The sequence below is a fragment of the Aquiflexum sp. TKW24L genome (assembly GCF_023502205.1).
GTDB lineage: Bacteria > Bacteroidota > Bacteroidia > Cytophagales > Cyclobacteriaceae > Cognataquiflexum.
This window is the reverse complement of record NZ_JAMFLG010000013.1, coordinates 79852-102020: the sequence shown is the minus strand read 5'-3', so window position 1 is coordinate 102020 and position 22169 is coordinate 79852. Positions and strand designations below refer to the sequence as shown.

Sequence of the window (22169 nt, the reverse complement as noted above, 5' to 3'; positions counted from 1 at the left end):
ATTCTACTCTTTAGGTTAAAAACTGATAATTTTATTTTTTAAAATTTATTATAGAAATTTTAGATAAATCCATTTGAAAATAGTGGCTAATGATCCCTAAAATCTCCTCAACCTTATAAGGTTTGGGAATATAGTCATCCATACCTGAGTTCATAAATTTATTGATCTCTGAATGAACAATATTTGCAGTTATCGCAATTATAGGAGTTCTTTTCCCGGGTTTGTCCAGGGATTCCAAGTCCCTCATTTTTTTTGCTGCGGCGATGCCACCCATTCCAGGCATGTGGATATCCATCAACACCAGATCAACATCACTCTTTTCAAAATGCTGCAAAGCCTCCTCACCGCTTTTAGCCACGATAATGGAAACCTCAGGAATAAAAAAGGTAAGATCATCCTGTACCACCATCATATTGAACACATCATCATCTACCAGTAAGATGCGGATTCCTTTGAGTTTTTCTCCTAAACTTCTAAGGTCCAACTGAGGAATGATTTTGGCATCAGAAAGATTTATTTGCTCACTATGGATAGGAAGTTCGAAAATAAACCTGCTTCCTTTTCCCTGTTCACTTTCCACCCAAATTCTCCCTCCCTGAAGTTCAATAAGCTTTTTTGAAATACTCAGTCCTAATCCTGTTCCCTCATATTTTCTTGACTGTTCTTTCCCAAGTTGCTCAAAGCTATTGAAAATCAATTGGAGCTTTTCCTCAGGAATCCCAATTCCGGTATCCTGAACTACGAACCGGGCATATTCTCCAACTTTAGACATGATGAGCCTTATATTCCCCTGATCGGTAAATTTGATAGCATTGCCCAATAGATTGATCAAAATCTGAGATAGGTGGGAAGAATCGGCAACCATCTTCTCAGGAAAATCCTCAGCTACATCCACTGCAAGTTCCAAACCTTTTTCCGATGCCTTGAATTTGAGCAAATGAATCACTCCCATGGCCACTTGTACCGGCTTGAATTGCTCAAGGATAAGCTGCATCTTACCGGATTCAATTTTAGCCAAATCCAAAATATCGTTTAGTAAGATTAGGAGATTGTCTGAGCTGATGCGCATGGCTTCCAGGTATTCGTCCTTAAAGTTTGATTCAGGATTTCGCAACAAGGCATTGACCATTCCGGAAATTGCATGCATAGGTGTTCGTATTTCGTGGCTAAGACTGATAAGAAACTGTTCCACATACTGTTCGGATTGTTCTGCTCTGATTTTCTCTTCCTCAATTCTTTTTTTCTGTTGATTGGTCAGCATGATTTTTTTGTACAACAGGAAGAGAATTATCCCCAAAATGAGCGTGAAAAACACAAATATCCAGAGTAATACCCGTTGATTGATGAGTTTTTCTTCTGCAAGAGATTCCTGAAGCATCAGCTTTTCCTCAAGGGTTTTTTGGTTGATGGTCATCAGTTTCATACCGGATTGGAAAGCCATAGCATCGTTTTGAAGCATATGGTATACCTTAAAATTTTCCAGCGCTTTTTCGAAATCCCCCAATTGGGAATAAATACTCACAAGCAAAATGAGTGCATTGGACTCCTGTGTATAAAATACGTTTTCCTTGGCCAGTTGCAATCCTTGATTGGTATAGAATAGTGCACTGTCCAATTCCCCCATCTGTGCATAGCAATTTCCCACAGTGGTCAATCGATGGGATAGATTTTGGGTATCGGATGTATTCAAACTCTCATGGGCATATGCCAATGCTTTTTTAGGGTCACTTTCTACCCATACCGTGTAAAAGCGATAATTGATCTCGGCCTTCAAATTGTCATTTCCAAGGGCCAGAACCTCCTGCATAAGATTATCCAGTTGATGAAGTGCCTTTTCTTTATCCCCGAGCAAAAACTTGGTGAAAGCTATAGCTCCTAAATCCTTGTATTTTGCCTCTACGTTTCCCTCCTGATCGGCGATAGCAACCGATATTTGGTAATATTCGATGCTGGTTTCATATTCACTAAAAGTATTGAAAAGCCAACCCATCCGAGAAAAATATGGCTGCTTTATCTTTTTGACGATTTCCAGGTCCTCGTGGTGATCTATCAAGTCCTCAAGTTCCAATCCCCAAACATAGGATTGGTTGTGGTTAAGTGTTATGGTGTTCAGTTGAAACCTTTCATACAGTAACTCGATTTCCTTTTCTAAATCTCCTGATTTTCTAGCCTGATTGATTGCTGAGGTTAGGGATTCGATTTTTTTGAAAAAATCTTCATCCTCCTTTGCCGAAACAGAGAAAGTTAAAAAGATAAAAAAAACAAATATCGCTCTCTTCATGGTAACATTTTTTCAGAAAACCAATCTAGAAAAGGCTGTTTTTGTCTTCTGGAAATTGGAAGGGTAATACCCGAAGATAGCATTAAGGAAAAATTATTGACAAGAGCCTGCACATGGTATCTATTTACTAAGTAGGATTTATGGCATCTAAAGAAATAATGTCCATCTAGGATTGTGGCCAAATCTGAAAGGGTTTTAGAGACGACCTCTTTTTTTTTGTTGGCTAGGTGAATCTGACTGTAGTTTCTGTCTCCTTGGATATGAAGGATATCTTTGATGGCAATTTTCAATTGTCCATCATGAATATTAAGGGTAAGGACATGTTCTTTTACATCTAGCGTGGAAAAATTCACCAAAGCCTGATGGATGGGATCTGCAAGAGAAGATTGCATGTCTTGCTTTTTAAATCGGGATATGGCATTTTTCAACTCCTCAAGATCAATAGGCTTCAGTAAATAATCCAAGGCATTGAACCTGATGGCTTTAATCGCATAATGTCTGTAAGAGGTGATAAAAATCGTCTTAAAATAGATTTCCGGCAGCTGTAAAAGCATTTCAAAGCCGGTCATGTCGTTCATTTCCACATCCAAAAAGACCACTTTGGGTCTCAATTTCATTAATTTCTCAATTCCTTCATGCCCGTTTTTTGCAACAGCTATCACCTGGATTTCGGGAAAGTGTTGGGTAAGCTTATCCATCAGGAGATCAGAGATAAAAGGATCATCATCAATGATCGCACAAGTGATGTGGGCAGGTATGTTTGAATCCTTATTCAAAATGATGCTTTAAGATAGTAGAAACTTCGGCTATGGCATCCTCCAATTTAGCAATTATTCGCAATACCAATTCATGTAATTCCTCTTTAGGCATGCTGATATATTCCAATTCCAGTCTTTTGATGGGATTACTGATTTCTCTAACTCCAAAAAACTGCAACTGTGGGGCCATTTTATGAGCAATTTGACGAATCTGAACCCTATCTTCTTCCAAAAGAGCTTTTTTTAATAATTCCAGTCTTTCAGGAATCAATTCATAAAACTGCCGGATATACTTCTCCATTCGTTGGGAATCCCCCCTTGAAATAGTCCTCACATTTGATAGGTCAATATAGGAAGTGCTGAAATCCATCCAATTATTTTTTTGGCAGTATTTTATTTAAACAGCACTGAAAATCTGATGCTGATTACTTGAAATCACGGATAGGATTAGTTCATATTTCTGAAAAAATTTTTTGACCCCCTCAATCCGGTTTTTTTACACAAACTAAAGATAATTGAAATCATAGTAAAATGCTAAGTGAATAATCCAACGGTAAAATCTGCTACATAACGCCACTTGATCAACCGATCGGTCAATAATAAGTCATTGGATAAGTAGCTCTGGTATTAGCTGAAATTTATTGGTAAAATCATACCAATAAAACGGGTATACAATTCCTCTGATACTTCACGATTTACCATATTTTGAAATAAATACAATAGACTTTTCCTTAGCTTTTTTTTCATTTTCTTAAAAAAAGATACCAATAAAGTCTGACGCTTCTACATACCACAACATCCTGATTACTTGAATTATCAATTATATTTTATCGATTACCTTTTATTTTAATTTAAACAAATTCTAACCCAAAAAACAAAAAAAAATGAAGAGAAATTTAGTAATTCTTAGTCTCGTTGCAGCAATGGGACTAATGCTGACCAGTCAGGCAATCGCTCAATCAAGTCAGGGAAGAATCCCTTTTGGAGGCACATTTGACTTTTGTGGAGAACTGATTGATTTGGAGGGAGAAATTCATGTGGTTGCCAATTTTGTTGAGTCCAAAAGTGGGAACGTGATGTCAAAATTCCATTACAATTTGAAAGCAACTGGTGTGGGACAAACATCAGGAGCAGCTTATCAGGCAAATGAGACCGTCAATCAAACTATCAACGGTTCGAAGGGATTTAATGAAACTGTCACTATTTCCACCTTGCTTATAGGGCAGGGGAAAGCCCCGAACTATAAATATAAAGTAACCTTCCATATAACTGTAAATGCCAACGGGGAGTTGACGGCTGAAGTGCTTAATGAGAGTGTAGAATGTAAATAGGAATTTTTAGAAAATACCAAAGGCCTAAGTCTTTTAGCTTAGGCCTTTTTTTATTTTGTTTTTCAAAGCTTGAAAAATCAGACCACGGTAGTATCCTTGGATTTTCCGAAAATCCAAGGTTTAACCCTGACTGTTTGATTTGAAGAATTTAATCTTGGGAGTTGTTTTGCCGGAGAAAAAAATCGGTAAATTTTTTCCAATATTATTTCCAAGCTTTTATTTGGCTTTCTTTATTTTCAAATTTTCTCCTCATTTCCGACAATCGCTCTTGGAATGCAGGATTCAAGGCAAGGTTATTCTTTTCCAAAGGATCTGATGTCAAATCATATAATTCCTCATGCCGAGGATCATTGATGTAGCGGAAATATTTCCAGTCTTCGGTCCTAAGGCCTTCACTTGGCGGTATAATATCCACCTGTCAAAGATGTTCGCATATAAAATCTTCCCGCTCGAAATCAGGACTGTTTTCTTCTAAAAATCCGGCTAAACTTAGACCTTGCCAAGATTTTGGAATATCAAGACCGGCAAAGTCAAAAATGGTCGGTGCTATATCAATATTCAAAACCATGTCTTTTACTTTTCGGCCTTGGACGGATCGGGGATCGTAAATGATCATCGGAACCCGGAGGGAATTATCATACATCAACCACTTTCCGGCCAGTTGGCGCTCTCCCAAAAAATAACCGTTGTCGCTCATGAAAATGATAACTGTATTTTTATCTTTTTCCTGTTTTGATAACTCTTCCCTTATCAACCCGATTTCATGATCAATTTCAGAAATCATCCTAAAGTATCCCTTCATACTCCTTTGGTATTTTTCCTTTGTGTCAAATCTCCAATGCCAACGTTTACGGTTTTCACCTTCCCGAACATAGGTAGGTTGCGCCTCAAAATATTCCGGATCACTTAAAGGAGACTCGGGAAAATATTGTGTTGCATATAATGAATCAAATTCCTTCTCCCAAAAATATTGCTCCTCTGCCGGATCGTGGGCATGCGGGGCACTGAAACTTAAAGAAAGTATAAATGGCTTTTCTTGGGAAGTTTGGCGGATAAACTCAATGGCTTTTTGGCCCGTATAGCGGGTCAAATGAACCGTATCCACACCGAGGGTTTTATAAAAATAGCCCCTTCTATCTTTGTAGCGATCCAACCTGTCGTAATTCTCTCCAAGATCAAAAAGCCCCTCAAAACCGGAATAATTGACACCAAATTTCCCGAAAAAGCCGGTTTGATAACCGCTATTTCTCATCATTGCAGGATAGGATTGATCAATAAATGGCTGTTTGATTTCCCCTTGCCCAAAAGTATAACCATGTGTCCTCTCGTAAGTTCCTGTCAAAATACTGGCCCTACTCGCCGCGCAGATGGGGGTGGTTACAAATGCATTTTCAAAAAATATCCCTTCTGCGGCAAGTCGGTCCATTTCAGGGGTGTGGATTAAATCGTTCCCTGCAAATCCTAAAGCATCCCACCTTTGATCATCTGTGAGGATGAAAATGATATTGGGCCGGTCATCTTGAGAAAAACCAAGGAGATCTAAGCTTAGAATAAAAGCGATGGTTAAAATCGGAATTCTTCCCATATTTTTTTGGGTAATTGTGAAATTACCAAAGTCTAGTCATTGCATAACAAATACCTACAGCCCATGCTTTTCTCCCATTTCCCTAATAAATCGATAACCGCTTTCCGCCATTTCCCAAGGTTCTGAAAACTGCCTCCATACCCCAATTGCATTGGCAAAATCAGGATCATTTCTCGTGAATCCTTCGATGGTCAGCCATCCTTTGTACTTGATCGCAGCCAAAGCAGCAAAAGTCTCGTCCCAAGGCACATGTCCGGAACCCGGCGTGCCACGGTCGTTTTCACTGATGTGGAAATGGGCAAGGTAAGGTGAGATGCGGTGTATGGCTTCTCCAAGTTTTTTCTCCTCCATATTGGCATGATGGGTGTCAAACATCGCTTTGACATTGGGATGGTTGACTATCTTCAGCAGGTGTGAAAGCTGCTCCATGGTATTGCAGAGGTAGCATTCAAACCTATTGAGCGCCTCAGGTGTCAGCAGGATTCCTGCCTGTGCGGCATAATCTCCCGCCTGATGGAGGATTTCTGCACTGCGCGCATACTCGATATCCTGAGGGGCGGCTTTGGTAAAAGTAGCAAAAGCAGAATGGAAAGGGCCACAAAGCACCTGCGAACCCAAGTCATGCGATCGGTCGATGGTCCACTTGATTTTTTCGAGGCCTTTTTGGCGGACATCGTTATCCGGACTGACGAGGTTTTCTTCCGGGCTTAAGACAAAAACCGTAGTAACCTCCAAACCAATATTTTTGCAATGCTCCCCGATCCTTTTGTAGGCAGGAATATCGTCAGAGCCTACAAAAAACTCAGCACCATCATAGCCGATTTTTTTCAGCCTGTCCAAAATTGGTTTGAGGTCATCAGACATTGCTGCCGACCAAGCCAAAACATTAAATCCGATTTTATTCATGGGTTAATAGGGTTTTGCTAAAAATAAGAAATTCAAATTACTTCTTTGTGAAAAAAATCAACTAAAAAGCCTATATTTAATTTCAGTTCCCAAAATAAACCCAAATAAAAATGCTTCGGTTTTTGATTATTTCAATTGGTCTTTTACAATTTGCTTTTGCACTCAAAGCCCAAGAATCTGACAGCCTCAGGATGGAGCAAAAACCATTCAATCAGGGCTTGATTCTTTCTTTGCCGCAGGCCATACAGAGTCAGATTCCGGGACTCTTGGTCTCAAGACCGGGATCAAATCCAAACGGCAACTTTGATATGATTTACCGTGGGTACCATACTTTCAAGAACAGAATGCAGCCGATGCTGATGTTGGACGGAATGCCCGGTTTGGCTTGGCATATGGTAGATCCTTTTCTGATAGATTCGATGAGTGTTCGCAGAGGGAGTCAATTGGCACAAATGGGTTTGCAAGCTGCCGCCGGAGTTTTTGATGCTACCATTTCCAATAATGGGAGGGAAGGGCTTTCGGTAACCTTTCTTCAAAATGTCAGCATGGAAAACTACCAAAGACCGTATGACAACCTGAATGCACAGGAATATAGGAATCAGGCACCGCCGGGGACATTTTTTGGAAACAGCGATACGGATTGGTTGGAAGCGTTGACACAAACAGCTTGGTCAACCAATACCGGCCTGAAACTCGGATACCGGACGGGGAATTTGAATTCCAAAGTAATCCTCAGTCACCGCAATGTGGAAGGCATCCAAAAGGAGACCGGCTTCCAACAATTAAGTGTTTATGGGGCCCTTGATTATTCTTTTTTGAAAAACAAAGTCAAAGTAGGAGTTTCGACATTGGTTGTGGACAGAGATTCTGAAATTGGCAATACCGATTTTTTTCAGGCAGCGGTGGGAATGAATCCGACATTGGCATTGGATCAGCAAGTCAATACTTACACAGGGTTTAGAGGAAATCCCTGGTTGAGAATGAATGCGGATCAAAACACATTGGATTCCAAAATGGAAATGTTTCAGGCAAATATTACTGCCAATCCTTTTCCACAATGGACAATCAGTGGAAGGATAGGCAAAGTAGGGACAATAAAAGACCAATTCTACTTTGACGGAATCATAGGTTTGAGCAATGATGCGGGAACCTTTCAGAGGAATAAAACAAGAAAGGATGACCGAACTTACATGGAGTTTTCATCCGATTATTTAATTCAAATTGACGACTTTACTTTCAATCCGGGTGTTCGTTTTACCTCCCAAAAGATTTCTTATGACCAATCCGGCACCAATCTAATCCGGCCATTTGAACCAGAGAATACTGTCGTGGAGCAAACACTAAATCCCCAAATCGGTAAATATACGTTGAATGCCTTGGGTTTTTTCGTGCAGTCCAATTGGAAGGAAAGATTATACTTTGACTTCCTCTACCAACCTGAAAGTTCATCTAATTTGGGTGAAAATGCAGGTTGGGGACAATTTTTCGGGATGGATCTGAAATACAGTCTCAGTTCAAAATTCCTGGTTTTTACTTCTTATTCCCATACCGGTTTGATTCCGGATCGGACCGGACTGAGCAAAACAATATTACAAATTGAGCCTTATGTTAATTTCACCCACTTCGCCAATCCAGATATGAAATGGGAAGATACCCATCAATGGGAAATAGGTGGAAGAGGTTCCCTTCTTGACAATAAATTATTTGCTGAACTGAGGTTGTTCACGAGCCGTTCCTCGGATTTTATCAACCTCATGCGTGCATATGACTGGGATTATTCAGCTGGAAATTCCTACTATCCCAATACTTACCAGAATTTTGGGGAGATAAGGAATAGAGGTTCTGAGTGGGTTATCGGGTTAAATGCAGTAAAAATCGGTAATGTATTTTACCAAAGCAGTATCAATGCCACCTTTTTCAAATCGGAGTGGAAAGATTTGGATGCTGAATTCACGAGTCTCGAAGGATATGACATTGGGGAGACAAGAGTTGCAGGATTTGGTCCGCTTTCCCAATACAATACCCTTAGGACTAGCGAGCCAATAGGGACAGGCCGGGCGCTTGAGTATTTGGGTATAGACCGCAACACTGGACAATGGATCTTGAAACAGGACAATAACCAACAGGATTGGAGGACTGATTATGTGCCCCAAGGGCAAACCGTTCCGAGATGGTGGATGGGTTGGAACCATCAGGTGCAATGGAAAAAATGGCATTTGGATGCGTTTTTCAAGGGAGTGTTTGGGCATATCAATGCCAATGAAACCAACCTGAGGTATGGAGGCGTAAATTTTTTCAATCAAAATGCACTTACCTCTCATCAAATCCTAAAAGATAACGGGCTGACTGATTTTAACAGGTTCAGCAGTTACTTTATCGAAGAATCCGGATTTATTTCACTGCATTACTTGTCAGTTTCGAGGGATTTGGATTTTTTGGTCAAAAATAAAAAAGTGTCAAGCAGAATTTCCCTGATAGCAAATAACCTGTTTTTCATCACTTCGTATTCCGCCGCAGATCCTGAAGCAAGGCTAAGCACAAGGCCTATTTGGCAATTTGATGAGCATATTGAATACTATGACAATTATTATTCATCAGGGATTGATGCAGTATCCACCTGGTTACCGTCAAGGGCATTTACACTTTCCTATCAGGTGAATTTTTAGAAAAGATCTCTCCTTCGTCGAGATGACTAGGATAAGTCTAATCCAAAGCTTGATGTTTCTTGCAGTTTAATTGGGCTGAGAGCTTCAACTTGTCATTTCGCGAATTCAACATTATCAAAATGTTCAGAAAGGGAAATGACATTAATGGGAACAAATTGGCCTCGTCCACGATAGCGATCGGGATCGGCCACCGAGGTTGTTTTTGGGAGAAGGGTTAGGAGGAAAAAGCGGCGCAGCCGCTTTTTCCTCCTAACCCTATAAACACCGAATCTCCGGTCCCTGAGCTTGTCGAAGGGTAAATTGCTATTACGTCATTGGTAAGGAGGTACTGCCTGTCCCGTTTTCTTCGGGAACTGAAGGATTTCATTTATTAGAGACCCTTCAGTTCACTACCAATGACATCACCGGAGCTTGGGGTATCTTGATTCTAATTTCAATAAAACTTATTTTTTCGATTAAATTTCCTCCTGCTTTAGCTGGAGGGGAAATAAAAGCACCGATCTCCACGGCTTTAGCCAAATCCTATCAACCTTCATAAATCCAATCTCATTGTTTTGGCTAAAGCCGATTTTTACTCGGCATTTATTTATGAATGGGCTTATTCCTATTGAACCTCAATATTCCAAAATGTCATTCCCCATTCTGAACATTTGCAAATTATTAAAAACTCAGGGTGACGCCCACCAAAATCTGTCATTGATACGGTAATGAGAAATCAGTAGAATGCTCCTAAAAGATCTCTCCTTCGTCGAGATGACAAGGATCAGTCTATTCCAAAGCTTGATGTTTAATTGAGCAGACGTCTTAGTTAATAGAGATGCTTCACTACGTTCAGCATGACGGAATTCTCCGCCATCCTGAGGTACGAAGGATCTCAATGACAAATTATTTAAAATCTTCCACTTTCATTCCTTTTCTGAATGTCCCAAACCCAAACATGGTGGGTTCGTATTTGCCGACGATGGATACGTTCAGCTCAGGCGTGATTTGGTCCGACATATCCAATCCCCAAAAAACAGCATTCACAATCAGTCTCCTCAAGTCATCACTTTGCAAATCCACAGAAGCCCCCATCGTGGTAGCGAATGCTTTTCCTTTTTTGCCTCCCTCTACCTGATAATCTTTGGTCCAAGCCATAGGCATCACAGATTTTTCCCAGATCAAAGGCGTATCGGGAGTCATGCCTTTGGTAGGTTGGCCATAGACAAGCACTTGCGCATCTTGGGTCAGGTTCTTGACAGTATACACATCCGACGCCGCCCAAATATCATTGACTCCACGAAGGATAGGATGGTCTGCGAGTTGGGCAGGACCATCGATCAATGCACGGGCACCCTCTTTGGCATGCTCACCATGATGGGCAACCCAAGTTTCGCCGAGAATTTTTTGTCCAAATCCACCTTCCCAGCCTGTGCTTTTATTCCTCCAATCATACTTGGCATAGGGACTGTTTTTGTTTTTTTCGTAGTGGAAGGCATGTGTTGCAGTCCGCATTCCGATGATCGGTTTGCCTGCCATGATGAAGTCGTGGAAATATTTAGTCTGCTCATCTGGCAATTCTCGGAATCTGGTAAGCAAAATCATCAGATCGGCTTTTGCCAAATGTTCCAATCCGGGAATGTTGTTTTGGTAAGAAGGGACGATATTGCCAGTCTCGGGTTCGATCGGGAACAATACCGTGCAGGTAAACCCATAATGTTCTGCCAATAACTTGCCCAACATGGGCATCCCTTCCTCTGAGCGGTATTCATCATCGCCGCTGACAAGGACGATATGTTTTCCCTTGCCAGGACCGGATTTTCCTTCAAACTGTAACCAGGTTTTGCCTTGCTGTGCCTGACAACTGATGGAGAAAATCAGGAAAAAGGTTAGGCTTAAGAATAAATAGCTTGAAAAATACTTTGGGGAAACCACAATTTGAGTTGACATAGGTTTATTTGGTTTTATGGAAATTTCAGGATCTTTTCACTTTCCAAAAGATACTTTGAAAGTAGGTTTGAAAAAAGAAAAATTTGATGGGAATTATAAATGATTTTAGAAATTCATAGCTTCATTCATCAGAGAATGTTCATGTAAGATTTAATTTGATTCAATAATATTCCTAAATTTAAACATGGAAATCGAAAGAAGAGACAATGAAATCGTAATTAGGATTGATGGGGGAACAGACCTTACTGGTATACAGCGGCTTTTAGATTTTATCAAATTCCGTGAGATAACCTCAAAAAGTAAAGCGACTCAGCAACAAATCGATGATTTGGCTAAACAGTCAAAATCCTCTTGGTGGGAAGAAAATAAAAGCCGATATATTAAGTGATAGTTGTAGTTGATACAAATATCGTCTTCAGCGGCATCTTGAGCCCAAATGGAGCTATTAGTGATTTACTTTTAAACTCTTCTGACCAATTTGATTTTTTTGCCCCAACAATAATTATGGATGAATTAGACCGGCACCATAGTAAATTAGTTGGGTTATCTGGATATGATGAAGATGAAATAGATTTTTTGAAATTAATGATTTTAAAGAAGATCGAATTATTCGATCTTGATCTCGTTTCAAAAGAATCATGGCTTAAAGCGGTTGAATTGACAAAAAACATCGATGTCTTTGATACTCCGTTTATTGCCTTATGTTTAGAACTCAAATCCCCACTTTGGACTGGTGATCAAAAACTCAAAAGGGGATTGGAAAAAATGAATATTGATTGGATCCTTGGAACCGAACAGATTAAAATGATTAGAGATAAATAGAAGTTATTGCATTGGCACCCTCAAACTCGAAATCCTCATTGGTAAGAATTTTTCTATGATAATGCCCTACTCAATCAATAGATAACCTCGTTTTTTGGCTACAAACAATTGCTGACAGGAATCCGGTGAACCGATCATAAACCCGCGACCCGGAACCTGACCAAAGATTTCATATTCCCCCGGATTGATTTTGAACGATTCCCATACATCCACATTTTCTCTGAGGCGGTATATGGTGACAGTTTCATTTGTTCCATTGAAAAAAAGGAAAAAAGACAATCCCGAAAAACGGCCTTCCCATTCTCTGTTCAGTTCGGAGCAGGCCAACTCGGGAAAGGGATTCATGCCTAGAGACTTAAAAAATTCATCCAATTGCGCATTGGTGATTCCTTCGTTGAGCCGCTTAATCTCTCCCATAATGGCCGCGCGGATGGCTCCCATTGAGGTGATATGAGAAATCTGGTTACCAAATTTTTTTCGAAAAAGGCTCAGCCTGTTTTTGTAAAAAGGGTCTTGGAGGAAGTATTGAACCTTTTTGTCTCGGTCTTCTCTTGTAGAGCTTGCGTACCATGCAAAATTATCCGCCATGAATTTTTCATTCCAATTGGAAAGTTCATTCAATTCCTCGGCGGATTTTTCCAAGTCATCGAGTCTTGATTTGTATGATTTTATCAGCTTGATGAGTTGGTTATAGGAAGGCTCAAAATCCCTTTCTTTTTGAAGGATGGTAATGATATTCTCATCTTGAAGCCAGGCATATTGGGTACTGTTACCCATCAGATCATTCAGAATTCTGTTGCGTCTAAAGTTTTCCTCCGTCAGTTCCCCATCTATCAGCAACCCCATCATGGAATCTTGCGCATCAAACCGCCCTGTAAATCTATCAAGCAAAAACTGATTGGTTTTCAATCCTTTTTCAAGATCAGCAATCAGCCTGTCTGTCTCCGCTTTGGTTTTTTTATCATTGTTTTGGTTATTGAAATTAACAGCGATCATGATCCCTACCACTACCAAAAAAATCTCTCCCACCGCATAAATCAGGTATCGGGTAAATCTGTTTTCAACCAAAAGTTTCTGTCGGATATTGTTAAAGAATCTTGCCATGTTGACTCAATATAGAGTTTTTCCAAAATGCTTTTATTAAATTTTGTCAAAAAAAGCCCTTTTCAGTTAAGTTTTTTATGAATTGGGGTTGTCTATTGATTTTCAAGTACCCTGAAAGTAAAAGATAGTGGGTATTGACGATTTTTTGTATATTTTGATCTGAACCAAAATCTTGAAAAATGCACTCCAAACTCTATATAACCTTAATTCTTTTATTTTTGATGAGAATAACTGTTGCCCAAACACCCCTGACTTTCGAAGAACCTATCAAGCAGCGGGTTTTTATCTTGACTGACATCACCAATGAACCTGACGACCAACAATCGTTGGTACGGTTGCTGGTATATGCTAATGAATATGACATTGAGGGAATTGTTGCCACGACTTCTACACACCTACGCAGCAATATCCGAAAAGATAAAATCGAAGAGTTGGTGCGGAACTATGGAAAAGTACAATCAAATCTCGACAAACATGCCCAAGGATTTCCAACGATGGAATATCTGCTCAGCGTTACGACTCAGCATCTACCATTGTATAGCATGGATGGGGTTGGAGAAGGCAAAGATTCTCCCGGTTCGGAAATGCTGATCAAAGCCGTGGACAGGGTAGATGACAGGCCACTTTGGGTATCTGTTTGGGGTGGGGCCAATTGTTTGGCACAGGCACTTTGGAAAGTGCAGCATACAAGGTCTGAAACTGAGCTTGCAAAATTTCTTGCCAAACTCAGGGTTTATGCCATCTCAGATCAGGACTTTGCAGGTCCTTGGGTCAGGCATAATTTTCCGGGGATTTTTTATATCGTGGATGCTAGTGCAGGAGACAATACGAGGGAATATTACAAAGCCACTTGGACGGGGATTTCAGGAGACCGCTGGTACAAGAATGCCCAAATGGTAGATTTTGAGTTGGTCGACAACCCATGGTTGAATGCAAATATTAAGGAAAACCACGGTCCTTTGGGCGCCAATTACCTCGATGTGATATATATTATGGAAGGGGATACGCCTTCTTTTTTTGGTTTGATCAATAACGGTTTGGGTTGGTACAAAAGCCCTACCTATGGCGGCTGGGCCGGGAGATATGAATGGTACCAGTCTTACGGAGAAAAGGCCAAAATATGGACATCCTCCATCAATACCCAAGATGAAATCATTTTAGCTGATGGCCGGAAGGAAGCTTCCAATCAGGTTACGATCTGGAGATGGAGAAAAGCCTATCAGCATGATTTTGCGGCAAGGATGGACTGGAATATCACCCATGATTTCAAAAAAGCAAACCACAATCCTGTCGTTGTACTGAATGGAAACCAAGGAAAAGCTTTGGCTTTTGGTAAAGTTGAAAAGGGAAAAACTGTCAAACTTTCTGCAAAGGGAAGCATGGATCCCGACGGAGACCAAATCAGGTATAAGTGGTGGATATATAAGGAAGCTGGCGGATATACCCGAGACCTGGAATTATTCGATCCGCACGCTATGGACATTGAATTCGTCATGCCTGAATTGGGTGAGGGCCAAACCTTGCACATTATCCTCGAAGTAGAGGATTCAGGAAGTCCGTCTTTGGTATCTTATAGGAGGGTGGTGTTGGAAAGGTGAAAAATGATGATATCAAAATAATTTTAGAGGAATGAAATCAGTTTCTATTCATAACTAAATCAAAATGATGAAGTCCTTTCAAGAGTCTGAAATGCTTATCAAACGTAAACAAGGTTATCCTTTGATCGATAATTTGTTGAAAAATTAATAAATCAGGAATCCCGACTTTATTTATCCCGTTTTTGATGTTCATTAATTGATATTGTCTAATTATTACCCAATCAATTTCCAGTTGAATATTTTCAACTGTTAAAAGACTTTCCACGATATCTTTTCTTTTTTGCAAGAGTAAAGAAGGGATCAATTCTGTAAGGATAACATCATTTGTACAGATAAGATCCTCTTTGATAAGGTGTTCAAGATAAGGTATATCACGGGTTCTAAAATAGTCAATCCAAACAGAACTATCCACCAGTACTTTATATCTTGACATTACTTTCTATCTCTAAGTACATCAAGATCTATGTCCAGGTCAATTTTACCCTTAAAAGTCAAAAGCCGTTGCCTCTTTATTTTTTCAATTTTTTCTTTTAAAGCATCCGTAATCAATTGGCTTTTTGTTTTTGCCCCAGTAAGCTTCATTGCCTCTTCTATAAGATCTTCAGGAATTTCTAATGTGGTTCTCATATATTTTGATGCGGATTAGCATAATTAATTATGCTAATGTAATGAAACTCATTTTCTTTACATAAAATCGAAAAGAGAAAATCAAAATTTTACCCAAAAAAATTATTCTATGAAAGACGGGATCAAAAAACTAACTATGATAAATTCTTTCCTTTTATAACATGTAAAATTGAGATTTTAAAAATTCCAAGTAAATTGAAAGCTTTCAAAATATCCCAAATCATGAAATACCTTTTTCTTTTTTGCTTCTGTCTCATGTCATCTTTGCTTTTCTCCCAAACCGAAATGCCTTTATATGAGGGACCGATTCCCAATTCCAAGGACGTGCCCAATGTAGAAACTTCTGAGGTAAGAGAGGATGGGATTTTGATCATAAGCAAAGTCACGGTTCCCACACTGACTGCTTACCTGCCAACCAAAGAGTCGGCCACAGGCAAAGCCATCATCATTTGTCCCGGAGGCGGATATTGGTTGTTGGCGGCGGGGCATGAAGGCCATGATGTGGCAAAGGAATTTGCCAAAAGGGGAGTGGCTGTTTTTGTATTGAAATACAGGTTGCCAAATGGATTGGCCATGGAAGACAAAAGCATAGGGCCGCTTCAGGATGCACAGCGCGCTATCCAAATGGTACGGGAAAATGCAGCCAAATGGAATGTGAATCCTAAAATGATCGGGATTATGGGCTTCTCAGCAGGTGGACATTTGGCTTCCACAGCAGGCACGCATTTCAAAAGAGAAGTAATTGAAAATCCAAAAAACACCAGCCTGAGACCTGATTTTATGGTCTTGGTGTATCCTGTGATTACCTTTGATAAAGAAGTAGGGCACAGTGGTTCTTCCAAAAACCTGATCGGTGAAAAACCGCCTCAAGGTATGATCGACCTTTATTCCAATGACAAGCAAGTCACCACCGAAACGCCTCCAACTTACCTTGTCCATGCGAAAGATGATCCTGTCAGGATCGAGAACTCTTACCTTTTTGAAGCCGCATTGAAGCAAAATAATGTTCCCGTGGCCCATACCTACTTCGAAAAAGGCGGTCACGGATACGGTATGATCAATCCCACCTCGGAAATCCGGTGGATGGATGACGTAGAAAAATGGATGAAGGCCCTCTGAGGTTTTTATTTTTTCTACCCCAGAATTTCCCTATTTCATAACAAGGTTTGGAAAAAAGCCGGGTTTAATTTCTAACTTATGGAAATTACCAAAACCCAAACCACTATGAAAAACATTTTCACATTACTCTTTTTTATCTGTACAGTTTTGCCATCCTTCGCCCAGATCAATGCGAAGTTGATGCGCTACATGGATGTCTCCGATACGCAGATTGCCTTTGTATTTGGAGGAGATATCTGGACCGTTCCCAAAGCGGGAGGCATGGCCACCCAATTGACGAGTTCGCCCGGTGAAGAATCATGGCCGAGATTTTCCCCTGATGGAAAGTCCATCGCATTTTCAGCTAGCTATAATGGAAACCTCGACGTTTTCATGATGCCTGTGAGTGGTGGTATTCCGACACGCGTCACGTACAAGTCTTTTCCTGATCGCATGATCGATTGGCATCCGGACGGCAAACAATTACTAATCGCATCCACCGGGGAATTGGGCGGACGCAGACTGCTGAACCAGTTTTTCCTGGTCAACAAAGAAGGTGGTTTTCCTGAGAAGTTGCCTTTGCCTTATGGAGAATTGGCAAGTTTTTCACCTGATGGAAAGCAGTTGGCCTACATCACCAAAATCACTGAAAATTATCCTTTCAAAAGAATCCGCAGCGGTAACAACTCCGATATCCTTATCTATGATATGGATTCCAAAAAGGTCGAAAATGTCACCAACAGGATAGCTATTGACGGCAAACCGGCTTGGTCGGGCAATACGGTTTATTTCCTTTCGGATGATAATCCTGACATGCGGTTGAATATTTGGGCTTATGATACCAAAACCAAAGCCCTTTCCCAGCTAACTAATTTCAAGGATTTTGATATTTCTTACCTATCAGCAAGTGAAAAGGAATTGGTTTTTGAAATGGGCGGAGACCTGTACCTGATGGACCTTGCTACCAAAAACTACAAAAAAGTAGATGTCCATGTAGTCAGTGACCTTTCTGTAGAAATGGCCCAACAGAAAGATGTGAGCAAAAACATCGCCAATATGACTGTTTCTCCGGATGCCAAAAGGGTTGTTTTTCAGGCGAGAGGCGAGCTGTTCAATGTCCCTTCGAAGGAAGGTTTCACCCTCAACATGACCCAATCAAGCGGTGCTTTGGACCACAGCCCTGCCTGGTCACCTGACGGCAAATCAGTTGCCTATTGGAGCGACCGATCAGGGGAAAATGAAATATACCTTCAAAGTACCCAAGGAAATCAGGAAGCCAAAAAACTTACGGACCGAAAAGGTGGATTTGGATACACCTTGCATTGGTCTCCTGATAGCAAAAAATTAGCTTTCATAGATGAAAAGCACGATATCTCCATAGTAGATGCGGTGTCGGGTCAGATCAAAAAAGGAGGCAATACCCATTGGGTCATCGGACATGGTGGAGCACCCGGTTTTCCGATCTCTTGGTCTCCGGATTCTAAATATGTTACTTTCCCGATTGGTCTTGAAAATGCCAATACCGCCATTTTCATCTACGATGTAGAAGGAAACAAATTGACTCAGGCGACTTCAGGGTATTATTCAGATGATTCTCCGACATTCAGTAAAGACGGAAAATACCTCTTTTTCCAGACCAACCGGAATATGGATCCTGTTTACTCAGCTTTGGGTGACGGCACATGGGTATATCCCAACGCGACCCAAATCGGGGCAATCAGCTTAAGCAAATCTGTGGCTTCTCTTTTGGCTCCAAAAAATGACACCATTACAGTAACTGCAGATAAGAAGCCTGACGAAAAGAAACCGGAAGAAAAGAAGGCCAATGGCGTACAGGTATCCATCGATTTTGATGGATTGGAGTCTAGGGTGGTTATTCTTCCTGTCAAGCCGGGGAATTTTGGAAAGATGACAGCCATCGACGACAAATTGGTTTTCATGCGGTACCCTAGAACCGGATCGGGAGACAATGGCTCAACTTTGATGTATTATGATATCAAGGAGAGGGAGGAAAAAACCATTTTGGATAAGGTGAACAACTATGTTGTGTCTGCTGACGGCAAATCCATTTTGATTTCTAGCAATGGTCAGTTTGGAATCATTGCAGCAAATGCAGCACAAAAAATGGAAAAGCCGATCCCTACCAATGGGCTTGTGATGAACTGGGTGGCTAGGGAAGAATGGAATCAGATTTTCAATGATACCTGGAGACGGTACAGGGATTTCTTCTACGATCCCAATATGCAGGGTGTGGATTGGGACGATATGAGGAAGCGTTATGGAGCTTTGATAAAGGATGCCAGAACCCGTTGGGACATCACCAATATCCAATCCAACATGCAGGCAGAACTTGCCGCAGGACATACCTATACCAATGGCGGTGATGTGGAATCAGTCACCCCATTGATGACAGGATTTCTTGGAATCGAGTGGGCAAAAGACGGAGACCGATATAAAATAAAGAGGATTGTAAAACCTGCTGCCTGGAATACCGAAGTAAGGTCGCCTTTTGACAGGTCAGGCGTGGAGGTGAAGGAAGGTGATTTCATCCTTGCTGTCAATGGCATCAAGCTCGATCCCAAAAAAGATCCTTATGCGGCATTTGAAGGTTTGAGCGGAAAGACTGTTTCCTTGACAGTGGGTCAGAAAAATGGCAATTCCGAATCTAGCAAAGACGTGGTTATCACCTGTCTAACTCCGGGCGAAGAGTCAAACCTTAGGTATCTCGAGTGGCTGGAGAATAATAGAAAACTTGTCGAAAAGCTTTCCGACGGACAGCTTGGCTATGTCTACATGTCCAATACAGCAGGTGACGGTCAGCGGGAATTGGTCAGCATGTATTATGGCCAACTGGACAAAAAAGGTTTTATCATCGATGAGAGATTCAACGGCGGAGGGCAATTGGCAGACAGATTTTTGGAATTGCTCCAAAGACCGGTAGTCTATAACCTGCATTGGAGACATGGCCGTGACCATACCAACCCGATCAAAGCCAATACCGGGCCGATGGGCATGTTGATTAACGGTTGGGCAGGATCGGGCGGCGATGGGCTTCCTTGGGCTTTCAAAGTGTTGAAGGCAGGACCGATTGTAGGTGAAAATACTTTGGGAATTTTGGTTGGACCGGCTACAGGACATCAGTTGATAGACGGTGGTGGAATCACCGTTCCGGATGCCAGACTCTATGACAATGCCGGACATTGGTTTTGGGAAGGAGAAGGTGTAAGCCCGGATATCGTCGTGTGGGATGATCCCAACCTGATGATGCAGGGAAGAGATCCTCAGATGGAAAGGGTAGTGCAGGAAGTTTTAAAACTCATTCCTACCAATCCATCTACCATGACTCCTGCTCCGGCCTATGAAGACAGGACGGCGAAAGGAATGAAGAAGAAGTAATATTAAAGTACCCCTCAATTGGGATTTCAATTGAGGGGTGCTGCTTGTGAAGACACAAGCAGGGGCTAGAAAGTAATATTAAAATTCCCATCCCAATTCCGGCAAGATCTCTTCTTGCCAGAATTGGGATTTTTTTTTACACCGGGGTTTTCTGTCCTGATTGGTAAGGATTTTTGGATTATTGGCAAATAATCATTTAACCCTAATTTTTTTTCCAATAAATTCAAATCAATAATCCAAAAATTGATTTTAATATGCTGTCAGAAAAGGAAATAGAACGCATCAGGTTGAGGGAAACTTGCCGGTTTGAAGTCAGGGAAAAACTTCAAAATGAAGCTGATAAAAAGATAGGATGGGGGAAAGTGATTTATTTTTTCAACAGCAAACTCGGACTTTGGATATTGTCTGCTGTTTTCCTCTCCGGTGGGGTGGTGGCCTATGATGATTATAAAGAGAAAAAAGAAGACCTAAAATCCCGAACCGAATTGGTGGAAAAACTGGATTTGGAAATCAGCTACAAGTTCAATCGGGTGATATATTTTATCGATGAACTCAGTGATAAAAAAGGTGAAGATGCCCAGATTCTAGTCACGGCGAGTATAGATGATGTCCGGGAAATCGCCTTAGGTTTGGATAAGACTTTAGGCAAAGGTGGCGATTACCTCAATGGAGATTTTGAGAACTGGAGCCTTTTGGCTCTGATGGTCGAGCTCAGGAGGCAACTGTTGAAATCGGGAATTAAAAATCCAGAATTGGATCAGGTGATTACCCACATGACTGATCTTCCCGCGTTTTTCGAAGGCAAGAATATTGACTATGCCAATATTTCTGCGATCAAAAAACTGATCAGGGAAAATCTGATTTTAACAAGATGGGAAAATCAGGGTTTTGCTTTATAGTGGTCAAAAAACGCCTAGACGTAGTTTAGCGATTGATGATGGACTGGGTGGCTGCCGATAGCTATCGGCACGTAATTCCACCCTTATATTTTTTCCGTCAACCAGCCATCGGGATACAATTGGACTATTAACCCAAACGATCTAAGGAAAGATATTTCCAGATAAATGGAATTACAAATTCTATTAAATAAAAAGGTGTAGATTCAATCTACACCCATCATCGACGCCATTCTATCCCCAGAAGGGGTTTCGGTCCCATAACCCCCAAATGCCAATGTTATACAGGATATTTTTTCGTAAATTAGCTTTGTGAAATACAAGTCAAGTAAAGGTCTCAGTTTTGTAATCGACAAATTAACCAACTCTATTGAGAATGTAATAACGGGCGACAGCTTTCCCACCGATATATCGGTCTTGACAAATCAAGACATGAAAACTGTCAGCAAAAAAAAAGGCTGGCTTTTCGAATGGAAAAAAGAATTTAAAAACCCCAAACGAGAGACTTACAAACTAACAATTGTCCACAACCCGGAAATTATCCAAGGACTTATTAGTGTGGAGGTAAAGAGCGACCACGTTTACATGCACTTGGTAGAGAATGCTCCGTTCAACAAAGGAAAATCAAAAGTGTATGCCGGTGTCGCAGGAAATTTGGTAGCTTTTGCTTGCCGGCTTTCGTTTCAAAGAGGATATGAAGGCAACGTTTCGTTCATCTCCAAGACCCAACTTATCTACCACTATGAAAAGACACTTGGCGCATTCCACTTTGGAGGAAGAGTGATGATTATCGAAACAAAATCCGCATTGAAACTTATCGACAAGTACTTTAAAAATTGATCATTATGAAGACCCGAAAAGAAGCATTGGATGTTGATTATATTGGTGGGCAAGACGATTCCTTGACGCATGAAGAGGAAATAGCGCTTCATGATTTTTTTGCTAAAAAGAAACAGGCAGCTACCAACGCGAACGAAAAGAAAAGAAAAAGTGCAGCGAAGCGGTCAAAATCATTAACATAGCGATCAGGGCAAAAAAATCCCCACTTGGGAGGTTTTTAACGATTAATGATGAATTGGGAGGATGCCTAATCGCTATCGGCAAGTAACTCCCTATTATCCTTCTAATTTGATTGGGAATCTGGCTATATCAAAACAATTTTAAGTTATTAT

18 protein-coding genes and 1 pseudogene are annotated in these 22169 nt (G+C 40.9%); 10 read left to right on the top strand and 9 right to left on the bottom strand.

Features of this window, described 5'->3' with window-relative positions:
- Positions 1–31 precede the first annotated feature (31 nt).
- From M3O96_RS10745 to M3O96_RS10735, 3 genes are read right to left on the bottom strand one after another with little or no spacing between them, the layout of a single operon-like run.
- Positions 32–2281, bottom strand: coding sequence for a tetratricopeptide repeat-containing hybrid sensor histidine kinase/response regulator (locus tag M3O96_RS10745; RefSeq protein WP_249720537.1), 2250 nt, complete (start codon positions 2279–2281; stop codon positions 32–34).
- Positions 2278–3057 (bottom strand): LytR/AlgR family response regulator transcription factor, encoded by a 780-nt coding sequence (locus tag M3O96_RS10740; RefSeq protein ID WP_249720535.1) that lies wholly within the window; start codon positions 3055–3057, stop codon positions 2278–2280. Before M3O96_RS10740 ends, M3O96_RS10745 begins: the two co-directional genes overlap by 4 nt.
- The gene (locus M3O96_RS10735) at positions 3050–3409 is read right to left on the bottom strand and encodes an Hpt domain-containing protein (protein ID WP_249720533.1); all 360 of its coding nucleotides are present in this window, start codon (positions 3407–3409) and stop codon (positions 3050–3052) included. Before M3O96_RS10735 ends, M3O96_RS10740 begins: the two co-directional genes overlap by 8 nt.
- Positions 3410–3923: 514 nt before the next feature.
- Between M3O96_RS10735 and M3O96_RS10730 the strand changes: the two genes are divergently transcribed.
- Positions 3924–4370, top strand: coding sequence for a hypothetical protein (locus tag M3O96_RS10730; RefSeq protein WP_249720531.1), 447 nt, complete (start codon positions 3924–3926; stop codon positions 4368–4370).
- A gap of 202 nt (positions 4371–4572) precedes the next feature.
- Here M3O96_RS10730 and M3O96_RS10720 read toward each other — a convergent pair.
- Positions 4573–5955: pseudogene (locus M3O96_RS10720) on the bottom strand (sulfatase family protein).
- Between the two features lie 54 nt (positions 5956–6009).
- Entirely contained in the window at positions 6010–6861 is an 852-nt protein-coding gene (locus M3O96_RS10715; RefSeq protein WP_249720526.1) for a sugar phosphate isomerase/epimerase family protein, read from the bottom strand.
- Positions 6862–6971: 110 nt separating this feature from the next.
- Here M3O96_RS10715 and M3O96_RS10710 point away from each other — a divergent pair, with 110 nt between their 5' ends.
- The gene (locus M3O96_RS10710; protein WP_249720524.1) at positions 6972–9527 is read left to right on the top strand and encodes a TonB-dependent receptor plug domain-containing protein; all 2556 of its coding nucleotides are present in this window, start codon (positions 6972–6974) and stop codon (positions 9525–9527) included.
- An 885-nt stretch (positions 9528–10412) separates the two neighbouring features.
- Here M3O96_RS10710 and M3O96_RS10705 read toward each other — a convergent pair.
- Positions 10413–11456, bottom strand: coding sequence for a ThuA domain-containing protein (locus M3O96_RS10705; RefSeq protein ID WP_249720522.1), 1044 nt, complete (start codon positions 11454–11456; stop codon positions 10413–10415).
- Positions 11457–11640: 184 nt separating this feature from the next.
- On the opposite strand from M3O96_RS10705, the gene M3O96_RS10700 reads away from it, so the two are divergent.
- Together M3O96_RS10700 and M3O96_RS10695 are read left to right on the top strand one after the other, a co-directional pair.
- The gene (locus tag M3O96_RS10700) at positions 11641–11844 is read left to right on the top strand and encodes a hypothetical protein (RefSeq protein ID WP_249720520.1); all 204 of its coding nucleotides are present in this window, start codon (positions 11641–11643) and stop codon (positions 11842–11844) included.
- Entirely contained in the window at positions 11841–12278 is a 438-nt protein-coding gene (locus M3O96_RS10695; protein WP_249720519.1) for a PIN domain-containing protein, read from the top strand. The genes M3O96_RS10700 and M3O96_RS10695 overlap by 4 nt, the downstream gene beginning before the upstream one ends.
- Before the next feature lie 66 nt (positions 12279–12344).
- On the opposite strand, the gene M3O96_RS10690 is transcribed toward M3O96_RS10695, so the two are convergent.
- Positions 12345–13382, bottom strand: a complete 1038-nt coding sequence (locus M3O96_RS10690; protein WP_249720517.1) for a hypothetical protein — start codon at positions 13380–13382, stop codon at positions 12345–12347.
- A 179-nt stretch (positions 13383–13561) separates the two neighbouring features.
- On the opposite strand from M3O96_RS10690, the gene M3O96_RS10685 reads away from it, so the two are divergent.
- Positions 13562–14980, top strand: coding sequence for a DUF1593 domain-containing protein (locus M3O96_RS10685; RefSeq protein ID WP_249720515.1), 1419 nt, complete (start codon positions 13562–13564; stop codon positions 14978–14980).
- A gap of 37 nt (positions 14981–15017) precedes the next feature.
- On the opposite strand, the gene M3O96_RS10680 is transcribed toward M3O96_RS10685, so the two are convergent.
- Together M3O96_RS10680 and M3O96_RS10675 are read right to left on the bottom strand one after the other, a co-directional pair.
- A complete protein-coding gene (locus tag M3O96_RS10680; protein WP_249720513.1) occupies positions 15018–15413 on the bottom strand; it encodes a PIN domain-containing protein in 396 nt (131 codons plus the stop codon).
- Positions 15413–15607 (bottom strand): type II toxin-antitoxin system VapB family antitoxin, encoded by a 195-nt coding sequence (locus M3O96_RS10675; protein WP_249720511.1) that lies wholly within the window; start codon positions 15605–15607, stop codon positions 15413–15415. Before M3O96_RS10675 ends, M3O96_RS10680 begins: the two co-directional genes overlap by 1 nt.
- 222 nt (positions 15608–15829) lie before the next feature.
- Here M3O96_RS10675 and M3O96_RS10670 point away from each other — a divergent pair, with 222 nt between their 5' ends.
- The 5 genes from M3O96_RS10670 (at position 15830) to M3O96_RS10650 (ending at position 22019) form a co-directional block, all read left to right on the top strand.
- On the top strand, positions 15830–16726 hold the full coding sequence (locus M3O96_RS10670; protein WP_249720509.1) for an alpha/beta hydrolase: 897 nt from the start codon (positions 15830–15832) through the stop codon (positions 16724–16726).
- 105 nt (positions 16727–16831) lie between these two features.
- Positions 16832–20101 (top strand): S41 family peptidase, encoded by a 3270-nt coding sequence (locus M3O96_RS10665; protein WP_249720507.1) that lies wholly within the window; start codon positions 16832–16834, stop codon positions 20099–20101.
- A gap of 254 nt (positions 20102–20355) precedes the next feature.
- On the top strand, positions 20356–21000 hold the full coding sequence (locus M3O96_RS10660; protein WP_249720505.1) for a hypothetical protein: 645 nt from the start codon (positions 20356–20358) through the stop codon (positions 20998–21000).
- Positions 21001–21309: 309 nt separating this feature from the next.
- Entirely contained in the window at positions 21310–21837 is a 528-nt protein-coding gene (locus M3O96_RS10655) for a hypothetical protein (protein ID WP_249720504.1), read from the top strand.
- 5 nt (positions 21838–21842) lie between these two features.
- On the top strand, positions 21843–22019 hold the full coding sequence (locus M3O96_RS10650) for a hypothetical protein (protein WP_249720503.1): 177 nt from the start codon (positions 21843–21845) through the stop codon (positions 22017–22019).
- Positions 22020–22169 lie beyond the last annotated feature (150 nt).

Excerpts from the sequence above, each read along its gene's own strand:
- M3O96_RS10745 (WP_249720537.1), bottom strand. The coding sequence starts at position 2,281 with ATGAAGAGAGCGATATTTGTTTTTTTTATCTTTTTAACTTTCTCTGTT.
- M3O96_RS10735 (WP_249720533.1), bottom strand. The coding sequence starts at position 3,409 with ATGGATTTCAGCACTTCCTATATTGACCTATCAAATGTGAGGACTATT.
- M3O96_RS10730 (WP_249720531.1), top strand. The coding sequence starts at position 3,924 with ATGAAGAGAAATTTAGTAATTCTTAGTCTCGTTGCAGCAATGGGACTA.
- M3O96_RS10715 (WP_249720526.1), bottom strand. The coding sequence starts at position 6,861 with ATGAATAAAATCGGATTTAATGTTTTGGCTTGGTCGGCAGCAATGTCT.
- M3O96_RS10710 (WP_249720524.1), top strand. The coding sequence starts at position 6,972 with ATGCTTCGGTTTTTGATTATTTCAATTGGTCTTTTACAATTTGCTTTT.
- M3O96_RS10705 (WP_249720522.1), bottom strand. The coding sequence starts at position 11,456 with ATGTCAACTCAAATTGTGGTTTCCCCAAAGTATTTTTCAAGCTATTTA.
- M3O96_RS10700 (WP_249720520.1), top strand. The coding sequence starts at position 11,641 with ATGGAAATCGAAAGAAGAGACAATGAAATCGTAATTAGGATTGATGGG.
- M3O96_RS10690 (WP_249720517.1), bottom strand. The coding sequence starts at position 13,382 with ATGGCAAGATTCTTTAACAATATCCGACAGAAACTTTTGGTTGAAAAC.
- M3O96_RS10685 (WP_249720515.1), top strand. The coding sequence starts at position 13,562 with ATGCACTCCAAACTCTATATAACCTTAATTCTTTTATTTTTGATGAGA.
- M3O96_RS10680 (WP_249720513.1), bottom strand. The coding sequence starts at position 15,413 with ATGTCAAGATATAAAGTACTGGTGGATAGTTCTGTTTGGATTGACTAT.
- M3O96_RS10675 (WP_249720511.1), bottom strand. The coding sequence starts at position 15,607 with ATGAGAACCACATTAGAAATTCCTGAAGATCTTATAGAAGAGGCAATG.
- M3O96_RS10670 (WP_249720509.1), top strand. The coding sequence starts at position 15,830 with ATGAAATACCTTTTTCTTTTTTGCTTCTGTCTCATGTCATCTTTGCTT.
- M3O96_RS10665 (WP_249720507.1), top strand. The coding sequence starts at position 16,832 with ATGAAAAACATTTTCACATTACTCTTTTTTATCTGTACAGTTTTGCCA.
- M3O96_RS10660 (WP_249720505.1), top strand. The coding sequence starts at position 20,356 with ATGCTGTCAGAAAAGGAAATAGAACGCATCAGGTTGAGGGAAACTTGC.
- M3O96_RS10650 (WP_249720503.1), top strand. The coding sequence starts at position 21,843 with ATGAAGACCCGAAAAGAAGCATTGGATGTTGATTATATTGGTGGGCAA.